This window comes from Dickeya fangzhongdai (assembly GCF_002812485.1).
Taxonomy (GTDB): Bacteria; Pseudomonadota; Gammaproteobacteria; order Enterobacterales; family Enterobacteriaceae; genus Dickeya; species Dickeya fangzhongdai.
Map to the genome: position 1 here is coordinate 447,131 of NZ_CP025003.1, position 13,442 is coordinate 460,572.

Annotated in this window: 11 protein-coding genes and 1 tRNA gene; 8 read left to right on the top strand and 4 right to left on the bottom strand. The window is 57.5% G+C overall.

The window, feature by feature from the left end; translation table 11 throughout:
- The first annotated feature begins 17 nt into the window (after positions 1-17).
- A complete protein-coding gene (rraB, locus tag CVE23_RS02100; protein WP_038917641.1) occupies positions 18-446 on the top strand; it encodes a ribonuclease E inhibitor RraB in 429 nt (142 codons plus the stop codon).
- A 75-nt stretch (positions 447-521) separates the two neighbouring features.
- On the opposite strand, the gene CVE23_RS02105 is transcribed toward rraB, so the two are convergent.
- Positions 522-1,025, bottom strand: a complete 504-nt coding sequence (locus tag CVE23_RS02105; RefSeq protein WP_049855257.1) for a GNAT family N-acetyltransferase — start codon at positions 1,023-1,025, stop codon at positions 522-524.
- Between the two features lie 324 nt (positions 1,026-1,349).
- Between CVE23_RS02105 and CVE23_RS02110 the strand changes: the two genes are divergently transcribed.
- The 4 genes from CVE23_RS02110 to CVE23_RS02125 all read left to right on the top strand — a co-directional run bounded on the left by CVE23_RS02110 (position 1,350) and on the right by CVE23_RS02125 (position 5,572).
- Entirely contained in the window at positions 1,350-1,937 is a 588-nt protein-coding gene (locus CVE23_RS02110; protein ID WP_100848761.1) for a helix-turn-helix domain-containing protein, read from the top strand.
- A 27-nt stretch (positions 1,938-1,964) separates the two neighbouring features.
- Positions 1,965-2,447: a GNAT family N-acetyltransferase gene (locus CVE23_RS02115; RefSeq protein ID WP_100848762.1), complete on the top strand. Its 483-nt coding sequence runs from the start codon at positions 1,965-1,967 to the stop codon at positions 2,445-2,447.
- Between the two features lie 282 nt (positions 2,448-2,729).
- Entirely contained in the window at positions 2,730-3,797 is a 1,068-nt protein-coding gene (locus CVE23_RS02120) for an alpha/beta fold hydrolase (protein ID WP_100848763.1), read from the top strand.
- 155 nt (positions 3,798-3,952) lie between these two features.
- Positions 3,953-5,572, top strand: a complete 1,620-nt coding sequence (locus CVE23_RS02125) for a methyl-accepting chemotaxis protein (protein ID WP_038662925.1) — start codon at positions 3,953-3,955, stop codon at positions 5,570-5,572.
- A 156-nt stretch (positions 5,573-5,728) separates the two neighbouring features.
- On the opposite strand, the gene CVE23_RS02130 is transcribed toward CVE23_RS02125, so the two are convergent.
- The 3 genes from CVE23_RS02130 to pepA all read right to left on the bottom strand — a co-directional run bounded on the left by CVE23_RS02130 (position 5,729) and on the right by pepA (position 10,688).
- On the bottom strand, positions 5,729-8,584 hold the full coding sequence (locus CVE23_RS02130) for a valine--tRNA ligase (protein WP_100848764.1): 2,856 nt from the start codon (positions 8,582-8,584) through the stop codon (positions 5,729-5,731).
- A gap of 13 nt (positions 8,585-8,597) precedes the next feature.
- Positions 8,598-9,065, bottom strand: a complete 468-nt coding sequence (locus CVE23_RS02135; protein ID WP_100848765.1) for a DNA polymerase III subunit chi — start codon at positions 9,063-9,065, stop codon at positions 8,598-8,600.
- 114 nt (positions 9,066-9,179) lie between these two features.
- On the bottom strand, positions 9,180-10,688 hold the full coding sequence (gene pepA, locus CVE23_RS02140) for a leucyl aminopeptidase (protein WP_013316104.1): 1,509 nt from the start codon (positions 10,686-10,688) through the stop codon (positions 9,180-9,182).
- Between the two features lie 283 nt (positions 10,689-10,971).
- Between pepA and lptF the strand changes: the two genes are divergently transcribed.
- The 3 genes from lptF (at position 10,972) to CVE23_RS02155 (ending at position 13,437) form a co-directional block, all read left to right on the top strand.
- Positions 10,972-12,090 (top strand): LPS export ABC transporter permease LptF, encoded by a 1,119-nt coding sequence (gene lptF, locus CVE23_RS02145; protein WP_049855261.1) that lies wholly within the window; start codon positions 10,972-10,974, stop codon positions 12,088-12,090.
- A 1-nt stretch (position 12,091) separates the two neighbouring features.
- A complete protein-coding gene (gene lptG / locus CVE23_RS02150; protein ID WP_100848766.1) occupies positions 12,092-13,162 on the top strand; it encodes an LPS export ABC transporter permease LptG in 1,071 nt (356 codons plus the stop codon).
- A gap of 190 nt (positions 13,163-13,352) precedes the next feature.
- Positions 13,353-13,437 (top strand) — tRNA-Leu (locus CVE23_RS02155).
- Positions 13,438-13,442 lie beyond the last annotated feature (5 nt).

Consider the following 13,442-nt stretch of genomic DNA (forward strand, 5'->3'; position numbering starts at 1 on the left):
TTTATGAGGACTGAGACATGGCAAACCGCGAACTGCTGGAAGAACAACGTGAAGAGACCCGTCTGATCATTGAGGAATTGCTGGAGGACGGCAGCGATCCCGATGCGCTCTACACCATCGAACACCATTTCTCCGCCGAGAAGTTTGAAGATCTGGAAAAAGTGGCGGTGGATGCGTTCAAACTGGGTTACGAAGTTACCGACGCCGAAGAAATGGAAATGGAAGACGGCGTGGTGCTGATGTGCTGCGATGCTATCAGCGAGGTGGCGTTGAGCGCCGAGCTGATCGATCAGCAGGTGGAACAACTGCTGTCGCTGGCCGAGCGTCATGGCGTCAACTACGACGGCTGGGGCACCTATTTCGAAGACCCGGACGGCGAGGATGAAGACGAATTCGGGGAAGACGAAGACTTTTACGATGAGGATGACGACGGCAAACGTCACTGATTCTCGTGTTCTCTATCGCCCGGCACCCGCCGGGCGATGTGTTTTCTACGCAGCGCAATGACGGCGCCTGCGCCCTTACAGCGTTTTCAGCATTCTGACTTCACAGTCCACATGACCTGTGTTGCCCATGGCATGCGGGATATGCTCGAAGCCGAGTCTTTCATACAGGTGGATGGCGCTGGTCAGGTGCGCGGTGGTTTCCAGATAGCAGCGGCGAAACCCCTGCTCGCGGCCAAACGTCAGCGCCAGTTCCGCCAGTTGCCGGGCAATGCCCTGGCCGCGCGCCAGCGGCAGAAAATACATTTTTTGCAATTCACAAATATCCGGCTCGCCGCCGGACAGCGGGGCCAGACCGCCGCCGCCCACCACTTCGCCGTTGCATTCCACCACCCAGTAAGCGCTGGCGGGGCGACAGTAGAGTTCGAACAACCGGTCCAGATCCGGGTCGGACACGGTATATCCCTTGTCGGCCGTCAGGCCGAATTCAGCGGAAACCCGGCGTATCACGCTGGCAATCGCCGCGTTATCCGCGGCCGTAATCGGGCGGGTCAGCAGTGGTGTGGACGCTGAAGTTGTCATGTTGCTCACTCTTGTCGGCAGAATCCTGTCAGGTCGAAAACGGCGGTAATCGGCTGGCGTTTCCCGATGATACGTACCGTCGTTTACACGTATCACCGATTATACGTACCGACGCGCCGGCTCAAAACCCTGTTATTGATAAAGGCGCGTAACAAAAAGCGCAACAGCGGATTAGCGCAGCGGTAATCGCCCGACAATGATGTGGATCCCGCGTTAAACATACAGCTGAATAATCCGTTCCCATTGCGTCTCATTCTGAACATATCTTGATCTGTTTTCTCATTTATGAGATTTTTTATCAAAATTGATATTTCAGGAGACGCGATGGAACCTTCCATTTCTGAAACCGATCGTCTTTCCGAAACCGATCGTCGCTTGGCCGGGCGGCTGGCGGGGCTGCGACGTGAACGCGGCTGGTCGCTGGACGAACTGGCGCAGAACAGCGGCATCAGCCGCGCAACCTTATCCCGGCTGGAACGTATGGAGTCCAGCCCGACGGCGGCGTTGCTGGGCCGCCTGTGTGCGGTGTATGGCTGTACCCTATCGTGCCTGCTGGCCGAGGTGGAAACTCAGTTGCCGCAGAAGCTGAGCGAAGCGCAACAACCGGTATGGATTGACCCGGAAACCGGGTTTGTCCGGCGCAGTATTTCTCCCCCTTCCGCCGGGTTTCGCGCCGAAGTGATCCACGGCGAGCTGCCGGCCGGCGTGCTTATCGATTACGCCGTGCCGCCGCTGGCGGGCCTGGAACATCATCTGTATGTGCTCGATGGCCAACTGGTTATGACGCTGGAAGGCGTGGCGCACACGCTTGGCCCGCGGGACAGCCTGCGCTATCGCCTGTATGGCGCGTCCGGTTTCCATAATCCCGGTCCGGGTCCGGTTCGCTACCTGATTGCTATCTGCGCCCCCTGATCTTTTTTTGCAACGGAGCTGATGATAATGACAAACACATCCCCACGTGATCCGCTGGTGATCCGCAACGATGACTTGACCGGCGAGGCCACGCGAGCGCTGGTGGCCCTGCATCTGACTGGAATGCACGATAATTCGCCGCCGGAGCAGGTATTTGCGCTGGACTTGTCCGGTTTACAGGCACCGGACGTCACGTTCTGGAGCGTCTGGCGCGGCGAGCAGATCGCCGGTATCGGCGCGCTGAAAATGCTGCCGGACGGCAGCGGAGAACTGAAATCGATGCGCACCCATCCGCAGTGTTTGCGTCAGGGCGTGGCCGCGTGTCTGCTGGCCCATATTCTGGCCGAAGCGCGTCGGCGCGGCTTGTGTCGCCTGAGTCTGGAAACCGGCAGCGGTCCGGCATTTGAACCGGCGCTGGCGCTGTATCGTAAACAGGGTTTCGTGAATGGCGAGGCGTTCGCTGAGTATACAGCCAGCGAATTCAATCAGTTCCTGCATCTGCCACTGTAAATGACGGCTTGGTTCATCTCTTTGCCGCTGCGCACAGGCGACAATATCGGCAACCGGAGGGTAACGGCGGGCGTCCTTTGCGGTTAGCGGCGTATGCCTGAACAGAATCGGGACACGGATTATTTCATGAGTATTGTTCAGGACTAAATTATATGCCGCGATAACTAAAATTGGCGGCATATAATTATTTTTTCAATCATTAGTCTGCGAGCATTATTGGGATATTTTACAGGAAATATTAACATCAGGGTCCCCCGCCTATGATTACGGAAGAGTTGTTCTATGGTTAATCGCTTGTTGTCTGGACTGGCTGGTCTGGTTTTTCTGTTTGTTTTATCCCCTTTTTCGACTGCACAAACGCTACAACCACAAGAAGGAAATTGGGCCGCGCCTGAATTCCGATTCCATACCGGAGAAACCGTCAACAATCTCCGTATTCATTATTACACGTTGGGCGACAGTAAAAAGCCGGCCGTATTATTGCTGCACGGCACTAATCAGCCGATCATCGCCTTATTGGCCGCCGGTTTTGGCGGTGAATTATTTGGTCCCGGCCAGCCGCTGGACGTCAGCAAATATTTCATCATCATTCCTGAAAGCATCGGTTCCGGAAAATCCGCCAAGCCGTCCGACGGCCTGCGTACTAAATTCCCACAATATAACTACGATGACATGGTGCTGGCGCAATATCGCCTGCTGACCGAAGGTCTTGGCATTAAGCATCTGCGTCTGGTGATGGGATATTCGATGGGCGGTATGCATACCTGGATGTGGGGCGAAAAATACCCGGACATGATGGATGCGCTGGTGCCGATGGCGTCGCAGCCGAACGAACTCTCGGGCCGCAACTGGATGCTACGCCGCATGCTGATTGAGACCATCAAGCGCGATCCGGCGTGGAAAAACGGCGATTACACTAGCCAGCCGCCGTCGTTGCAGACCGCCAACATCATGTTCAGCATCGCCACCACGGGCGGTACGCTGGCCTACCAGAGCAAAGCGCCGACCCGCGCGCAGGCGGACAAACTGGTGGACGAGCGTCTGGCCGCGCCGGTAACCAGCGACGCCAACGACTTTATTTATATCTGGAATTCCTCGGCGGATTATAACGCCTCGCCGGAATTAAGCCGCATCAAGGCGCCGCTGCTGGTGATCAATTCCGCCGACGATGAGCGTAATCCGGTTGAAACAGGAATACTGGAAAGTGAACTGAAAAAAGTGAAACGCGCCGAGCTGTTTTTGATCCCGGCAAGTAAAGAAACCAGCGGACACGCCACCATGATGTCGGCGAAGTTTTACAAAAATAAGCTGGGTGAATTCCTGGCGGCGGTTCCGCCACATAATAAATAACGGAAATTGAAAACACTGGGCCGGCGACTACTACACAATGATGTCTATACAATAACGCCGGCCTTTTCCTTTCATGATATTTCCTTTTCATTTTTGTTGCGGTTTACGTGTGAGCTGAAGCTCATGGTTTTCATTACCAAACAACAGGGACAATTATGTTTCGTAAGATAAAGATCCGCACAACGCTCAGTATTATGGTGTTCTCTCTGGCGGTGCTGTCATTGATTGTGGGCATCCTGGGGCTGGTAGCCGTCCAGTCGGGTAATAAATCTTTTGCGCATGTGGATAATGTGGTGCTGCCGGGGCTGGTGGCGCTGAATGAAAGCTCGGAATTGTTATTGCGCGCCCGTCTGGATTTACGGTTGTACGAGTCGCTGATGAGCAACGGAGATAAGGATGCCGCCACGGTGGCGCTCAAGCGCGCCAGAGGCAAAATCGATGACGCCGGCAAGAAGTGGCAGGAGTATCTGACGTATCCGCAGTTCGAACAGGAAAAGGCCATTTCTTCCGATATGGCGACCAAACGCGACACCCTGATGAATGAATTCATCAACCCGGCGTTTATCGCGTTGGAAGCCGGTAATCTGGATGAGTATCGCCAGCGGGCGGGTAAATCCACTTCGCTGTACGCCAATTTTGACGGCGCGGCGAAAAAGCTGGTGCAGTACAAACGTCAGAGCATTGATGAGGCGTACAGTGATTCTAATGCGCGCGTTAGCCGTATGCAGGTCATTCTGACCGTGGTGATTGTGTGCGCGCTGGTGCTGGCGGCGTTGGCCTGGTCGATTCTGACCAATCTGGTGGTAAAACCGCTCAATCAGGCGATTACCGTGTTTGACCGGATTGCCGAAGGCGACCTGCGCGCGAAAATTGAGATTCGCGGCAATAATGAAATCGCCCAGCTGTTTGGCGCGGTACAGCATATGCGCGATGGGCTGGAAGATATGGTGCTTGCGGTGCGTAACGGCACCGACGCCATCAGCGTCGGCGTCGAGGAGATCGCGTCCGGCAACATCGATCTGTCCAGTCGTACTGAGCAGCAGGCCGCATCGCTGGATGAAACCGCCGCCAGTATGGAACAGATTCTGGCGACGGTGAGCAATAACGAAGACAACACCCGCAAGGCCAACGATCTGGCGAAGAAAGCGTCGGATTCCGCATCCCGCGGCGGCGATGTGGTGACGGAAGTGGTGGATACCATGCGTTCTATCCAGCAGAGTTCGTCCCGCATTTCCGACATCGTGGGCGTCATCGACGGCATCGCTTTCCAGACCAACCTGCTGGCGCTGAACGCGGCGGTGGAAGCGGCGCGGGCGGGCGAGCAGGGCAAAGGGTTCGCGGTGGTGGCGTCCGAAGTGCGCACGCTGGCGCAGCGCAGCGCCACGGCCGCCAAAGAGATCGGCAACATGATCGATAACTCGCTGAGCCGTATCGAAAAAGGCGCCGGGCTGGTGGAAGTGGCCGGCAAGACGATGGATGAGATCCTGTCGGATGTCCGCAAGGTGGTGGATATCATGGGCGAAATCATGCTGTCTTCCGGCGAGCAGAGCCGGGGCATTTCGCAGATCAATATCGCCATCAGCCAGATGGACGGGGTGACCCAGCAGAACGCCAGCCTGGTGGCGGAAGTGGCGACCGCCGCCAGTTCGCTGCAGGCGCAGGTGACGCATCTGCAACAGTCGATCGCCAGCTTCCGTCTCGACAATGAGACGCAGCCGGTGCTGGGCGGCAGCCTCAATGCGCAGCCGCGCGTGGCGTTGGTCGGCGCGCAGTAACCCACGCCGGATATAAAGTAGAATCACATCAATGAAAAAGCCCCGCGATGAAAAGCGGGGCTTTTTACTGTCAGCGTTAAACTCCACTGGGGAGAGGCTGATTATTGAATCAATCAAGACCGACGCCGCGTTTATCTGCGCCGGCCAATGACCTGATTACAGCGCGGCGATGGTGGCCTGTTGTTCCAGCAGCTTGGCTTTGGCGACCGCGTAACCGTCGCGTTTTTCGCGCTCTTTGGCGACAACCGCTTCCGGCGCGCGCGCGACAAAACCCTCGTTGGACAGCTTGCTGTCGATGCGGCTGATTTCCAGTTCGAGCTTCGCCACTTCTTTTGCCAGACGATCCAGCTCGGCCACTTTGTCGATCAGACCCGCCATCGGGATCAGCAACTCGGCGCCATCCACCAGTTTGGTAACGGATACCGGGCCTTTGTCGCCAGCCGGCAGCAGCGTGATGCTCTCCAGACGCGCCAGCGTCTGAATAAAGCCGAGGTTGTCCTGTACGCGGCGGGCGGCATCGGCGGAGGCATCACGCAGCAGCAGCGTCAGCGGCTTGCTGGGCGCGATGTTCATTTCGGCACGGATGTTGCGCACCGCGACGATCGCCTGTTTGATCCACTCCAGATCGTTGAACGCCTGCTCGTCGTCCAGCGCAGCGTCAAAGGCCGGGAACGGCTGCAGCATAATGGTGTCGGCAGTCACGCCTTTCAGCACTTTCACCCGTTGCCAGATGGTTTCGGTAATGAACGGGATGATCGGGTGCGCCAGACGCAGCAGCGCTTCCAGCACGGTGACCAGCGTATGGCGGGTGCCGCGCAGTTCGGCTTCGCTGCCGCCGGTCATCACCGGTTTGGTCAGTTCCAGATACCAGTCGCAGAACTGGTTCCAGGTGAACTCGTACAGCACGTTGGCGGCCAAGTCGAAACGGTAGCCGTCCAGCGCTTCGCGGTAGGTTTTCACCGTGCGGTTGAATTCCGCCAGAATCCAGCGGTCTGCCAGCGACAGTACTTTCTCCCCACCATTGAAACCGCAATCTTGTTCTTCGGTATTCATCAGTACGAAGCGGCTGGCGTTCCACAGCTTGTTGCAGAAGTTGCGGTAACCTTCCAGACGTTTCATGTCCCAGTTGATGTCGCGGCCGGTGGAAGCCAGCGCCGCCAGCGTAAAGCGCAGCGCATCGGTGCCGTGCGGCTCGATGCCGTTCGGGAACTGTTTTTCGGTGCGCTTGCGGATTTTTTCCGCCAACTGCGGCTGCATCATGTTGCCGGTGCGTTTTTCCAGCAACGCTTCCAGCGAAATACCGTCCACCATATCCAGCGGGTCAATCACGTTGCCCTTGGATTTGGACATCTTCTGGCCTTCCTCGTCGCGGATCAGGCCGGTCATGTACACGGTGTGGAACGGCACCTGCGGCTTGCCGTCTTCATCCTTGATGAAGTGCATGGTCAGCATGATCATGCGGGCAATCCAGAAGAAAATGATGTCGAAGCCGCTGACCATCACGCTGCTCGGATGGAAGGCTTTCAGCTCCGGCGTCTGCTCCGGCCAGCCCAGGGTGGAGAAGGTCCACAGCCCGGAGGAGAACCAGGTGTCCAGCACGTCTTCGTCCTGACGCAGCGCTACATCGGCGCTCAGGTTGTTGTCGCGGCGCACTTCGGCTTCATCGCGGCCGACATACACCTTGCCGTTGTCGTCGTACCACGCCGGGATACGGTGACCCCACCACAGCTGGCGGGAGATACACCAGTCCTGAATATCGCGCATCCAACTGAAGTACATGTTTTCGTACTGTTTCGGCACGAACTGGATACGGCCGTCTTCCACCGCTTCGACGGCCGGCTTAGCCAGCACGCCGGCGCACACGTACCACTGGTCGGTCAGCATCGGTTCGATAACCACGCCGCCGCGGTCGCCGTACGGCACCGTCAGGTCGTGCGCTTTGATTTCTTCCAGCAGGCCCAGTTCGTCAAAGGCGGCCACGACTGCTTTACGGGCGGCAAAACGTTCCAGCCCGCGGAAAGCGTCCGGAATTTCGCTGCTGTAGGCGGTGCTGGCTTCACCGTTGGTGCTGAAGACTTCCGCTTCCTGACGGATATCGCCGTCAAAGGTCAGGATGTTGATCATCGGCAACTGATGACGCTTACCGACTTCGTAGTCGTTGAAATCGTGCGCCGGGGTGATCTTCACGCAGCCGGTGCCTTTTTCCATATCGGCGTGTTCGTCGCCGACGATCGGAATGCGGCGGCCGACCAGCGGCAGGATCAGGAATTTGCCGATCAGATCCTTGTAGCGCGGATCTTCCGGGTTGACCGCCACGCCGGTATCGCCCAGCACGGTTTCCGGACGGGTGGTGGCGACCACCAGATAGTCGTTGCCGTCAGCGGTTTTGGCGCCGTCCGCCAGCGGGTAGCGCAGGTGCCACATTGAGCCTTTGACGTCGCGGTTTTCCACTTCCAGATCGGAAATGGCGGTGCGCAGTTTCGGGTCCCAGTTCACCAGGCGTTTGCCGCGGTAGATCAGGTCTTCTTTATACAGACGGACGAACACTTCCTTCACCGCGTTGGACAAGCCGTCGTCCATGGTGAAACGCTCGCGATCCCAGTCTACCGAGTTGCCCAGACGGCGCATCTGACGGGTAATGGTGCCGCCGGATTCCGCCTTCCACTGCCAGATTTTATCGATGAACGCTTCACGGCCGTAATCGTGGCGGGTTTTGCCCTCTTCGGCGGCGATCTTGCGCTCCACTACCATCTGGGTGGCGATACCGGCGTGGTCGGTCCCGGCCTGCCACAGGGTGTTTTTACCCTGCATGCGCTGGTAGCGGATCATCGTATCCATAATGGTTTGCTGGAAAGCATGACCCATGTGCAGGCTGCCGGTGACGTTGGGCGGCGGGATCATGATGCTGAAGCTTTCCTGGCTGGTGTCGCCGTTGGGCTTGAAGTAGCCCTGTTTTTCCCAGTGCTCGTACAGCGGCTGCTCAATGTCGTGCGGGTTGTATGTCTTTTCCATTATGCTCAAAAAGTCAGTGAGTTGGCGGCGTCGCCGTGGTCAATTGGAAGCCGACGCTGCGATAGGCCTTGTAGCGGTCGCGCGCCAACTGTTTCAGAGATTCTTCGTAAGGGACGAAGTCTATCACTTCATGGAAAGCGGTGGCAAAATCTGCGAACTGCGGCTGCAGGCTGATCAGCACGTCGCGCGGCGCGTTGCCGCGCTTCTGCGGCCATGCCAGTTCCACCGGCGCGCCCTGTCGCGGCCCTTCTCCCGCCAGATTATGCGGCACGAACGCGTGAGGTTCGCGTTGCCACAACGCCTCGTCCAGCCTTAATGCCTGCTGCTCGTCCTCGCAGGCGATCAGCACTCGCTGGCCGGCACGCCAGCGCGCCGCCGCCAGGGAGCAGGCCAGCGCCTCGCAGGCGTTCAGTTCGCCGCTGGGGTGATCGTGATCAATAAGGCTTTCATGATCAATAAGATAGAAGGTCGCGTTTTTCATGGTGCTCCGCATACCGATGAGGGTCACAGACAGAATAACAAATCCCCGCAAGCGCGGGGATCAGGCCGGAAGGGGATGAATGCGCCACCGGCCAGCGGTGGCGATTGCCGATGGTTACTCGGCGTCATTCAACCCGGCGCGGTTCAGCAGGAACTGCGACAGCAGCGCCACCGGGCGGCCGGTCGCGCCTTTAGCTTTACCGGAACGCCAGGCGGTGCCGGCGATATCCAGATGCGCCCAACTGTACTTGCGGGTAAAGCGCGACAGGAAACAGGCGGCGGTGATTGCACCGCCTGGACGGCCGCCGATGTTGGCCATGTCGGCGAAGTTGGAGTCCAGCTGTTCCTGATACTCATCACCCAGCGGCAGGCGCCAGGCGCGGTCGCCCGCTTGTTCCGACGCGCCCAGCAGTTCGTGCGCCAGCGGATTGTGGTTCGACATCAGCCCGGTCAGGTGGTGCCCCAGCGCGATGACGCAGGCGCCGGTCAGGGTGGCGACGTCAATCACCACGTCCGGCTCGAAGCGCTCGACGTAGGTCAGGGTATCGCACAGAACCAGACGGCCTTCGGCGTCGGTATTCAGCACTTCCACCGTCTGGCCGGACATGGTGGTCAGAATGTCGCCGGGGCGATAGGAACGGCCATCGACCATATTTTCGCAACCAGCCAGAATGCCGATGATGTTGAGCGGCAACGCCAGCTCCGCCGCCACGCGCATCACGCCATAAACCGAGGCCGCACCGCACATGTCGTACTTCATTTCGTCCATGCTGTCGGCCGGTTTAATGGAGATGCCGCCGGCGTCAAAGGTCAGGCCCTTGCCTACCAGCACGATCGGTTTGCTGTTGTTGTCCGGGTCGCCCTTGTATTCGATCACCGACATCAGCGATTCGTTCTGCGAGCCCTGTCCTACCGCCAGATAAGCGTTCATACCCAGCTCTTTCATCTGCTGTTCGCCGATGACGCGGGTGGTGACCTGACTGTAGCCGTCGGCCAACTGACGCGCCTGCGAGGCCAGATAGGCGGCGTTGCAGATGTTGGGCGGCATGTTGCCCAGATCCTTGGCCGCCTTGATGCCGGAGGCGATCGCCAGACCGTGCTGGATGGCGCGCTCGCCGGAGGTCAGCTCGCGGCGGGTCGGCACGTTGAACACCATCTTGCGCAACGGGCGACGCAGCTCGACCTTGTTGGTCTTCAGTTGATCAAAGGTATAGAGCGTCTCTTTGGCGGTTTCGACCGCCTGACGCACTTTCCAGTAGGTGTTGCGGCCTTTTACATGCAGTTCGGTCAAAAAGCAGACTGCTTCCATCGAGCCGGTTTCATTGAGGGCGTTGATGGTTTTCTGGATCACCTGCTTGTACTGACGTTCATCAAGCTCGCGCTCTTTGCCGCAGCCAATCAGCAAAATGCGTTCGGAAAGAATATTGGGTACATGGTGCAAAAGCAGGGATTGCCCGACCTTGCCCTCCAGTTCGCCACGGCGAAGTAGCGCGCTGATGTAACCGTCGCTGATTTTATCGAGTTGTTCTGCGATAGGGGACAGCCGACGCGGTTCAAACACGCCGACGACAATGCAGGCACTGCGTTGTTTTTCCGGGCTACCGCTTTTTACGCTGAACTCCATGTACTCTCCTGAATCTTTAAAGACAACGGCGGGATCTACGGCTAGAATGTGACATTCCGTAATATTTTCCCGCCGTTGCGTTAACATAACCTGTGTTAATCTAAACGACGTAGCGAATCTGTGCAGAGGATACTCAGCAGGTTCTGATAAACATCCTACAAACAGGGATGTTTTAATAAAGCTTTAGCTACGAAGGTTGCCACAAATGAGTGTAAATGGCGAGTTAGCGAAAAAACTATCGACTTTCCTGCAAAAATACAAGTTTTCACAGGCGTAATTAAGCGTGATCATCATTCGATATCTGGTACGGGAAACCTTTAAGAGCCAGGTGGCCATTCTGTTTGTCCTGTTGCTGATTTTTTTCTGTCAGAAACTGGTGCGGATATTGGGCGCTGCCGTGGACGGCGACATCCCGACGAATCTGGTTTTGTCCCTGCTGGGGTTGGGCGTGCCTGCGATGGCGCAACTGATTCTGCCGTTGAGTCTGTTCCTCGGGCTGCTGATGACCTTCGGGCGGCTCTATGCTGAAAGCGAAATCACCGTCATGCATGCCTGCGGGCTGAGCAAAGGCGTGTTGCTCAAGGCCGCGCTGCTGCTGTCGCTGCTGACGGGAGCGCTCGCCGCCGCAAACGTGCTGTGGCTGAGCCCCTGGTCGTCGCGCCATCAGGATGAAGTGCTGGCGGAGGCGCGCGCCAACCCGGGCATGGCGTCGCTGGCGGAAGGCCAGTTCCAGCAGACGCAGGACGGCAACTCGGTGTTGTTCGTCGGCAAGGCGAACGGCAGTGATTTTGAGCGGGTGTTCCTGGCGCAATTGCATCCGCGCGAGAACTCCCGACCGTCGGTGGTCGTGGCGGAGAGCGGCACGGTTGCGGCACGCAGCGACGGTTCCCAGGTGGTGACGCTGAACAAGGGCACCCGCTATGAAGGCACGGCGATGCTGCGCGATTTTCGCATTACCGATTTCATCGATTATCAGGCGATTATCGGTTACCAGCCGGTCGCGCTCGATCCGAATAACGTCGATCAGATGGATATGCAAACGCTGTGGCGTTCGTCGGATATCGCCGCCCGAGCCGAGTTTCACTGGCGGTTGACGCTAATTCTGTCGGTGTTGGTGATGGCTATCATGGTGGTGCCGCTGAGCGTGGTTAACCCGCGTCAGGGCCGGGTACTGAGCATGTTGCCCGCCATGTTGCTGTATCTGGTGTTCTTCCTGTTGCAGAGTTCGCTACGTTCCAACGCCGGCAAAGGTAAGCTTGACCCGATGATGTGGATGTGGCTGACCAATCTGGCCTATCTTTCGTTTGCCATCATCCTGAACCTGTGGGACAGCGTGCCGGCGCGTAAAATTCGCGCCAGCCTGAAATCGGGCAATCGTCAGAAAATAAAAGGAGCGGCCTGAGATGTTTCGCGTACTGGACCGCTATATCGGTAAAACCATTTTCAACACCATCATGATGACGTTATTCATGCTGGTGTCGCTCTCCGGCATCATCAAATTTGTCGATCAGTTACGCAAAGTCGGGCAGGGCGGTTACTCGGTGATGGGCGCCGGGCTGTATACTTTGCTCAGCGTGCCGAAAGATATTGAGATTTTCTTCCCGATGGCCGCGTTGCTGGGTGCCCTGCTCGGGCTTGGCACACTGGCGACCCGCAGTGAACTGGTGGTGATGCAGGCTTCCGGCTTTACCCGTTTACAGATTGCCGCCGCGGTGATGAAAACCGCTATTCCGCTGGTGCTGCTGACTATGGCGATTGGTGAATGGCTGGCGCCGGCGGGCGAGCAGATGGCCCGCAATTACCGTTCCCAGATGATGTACGGCGGCTCGATGTTATCAACCCAGGGCGGGTTATGGGCCAAAGACGGCAATGATTTTGTCTACATCCAGCGGGTGGCGGGAGAAAACGAGCTGGCCGGGGTCAATATCTACCACTTCGACAAACAGAGCAAACTGTTATCGATACGCTATGCGTCGTCGGCGGTGTATGAGAACGGCGCCTGGAAACTGTCGCAGGTGGAAGAATCCGACCTGCGCGACAACAAGCAGATTGGCGGCAGCCAGACGGTGAGTGGAGAGTGGAAAACTAACCTGACGCCGGACAAGCTCGGCGTGGTGGCGCTGGATCCGGATGCGTTATCGATCCGCGGTCTGTTCGACTATATCAACTACCTGCACCAGAGCGGCCAGGAAGCGAGCCGCTATCAGCTCAATATGTGGAGTAAGCTGTTTGCCCCGCTGTCGGTGGCGGTGATGATGTTGATGGCGCTGTCATTTATTTTCGGTCCGCTACGCAGCGTGCCGGCTGGTGTGCGTATCATCATCGGCATCAGTTTTGGCTTTATGTTCTACGTGCTGGATCAGATCTTCGGCCCGCTCAGTCTGGTGTACCACATTCCACCGGTGCTGGGCGCTCTGTTGCCGAGTGCGTTGTTCCTGTGTATCAGCATCACGCTGCTGCTGAAACGGCGCTGATTCACCTTTTCCACCAAACGGGCGGGCCTGCGGTTCGCCCGTTTTTTTATCAGACTACTCTGCCATCCACCGATATCGTCCCGACAACGGCGATTTTTTCAGCGCTCGCAACGCCATACGACGGATTGGGGTTGCGCCGGGCCCGCACCACGGTATAATCCACCACGTTTTCCGCAAAGTACTACTTCGTGCCGAAGTGGCGAAATCGGTAGACGCAGTTGATTCAAAATCAACCGTAGAAATACGTGCCGGTTCGAGTCCGGCCTTCGGCACCAAAATT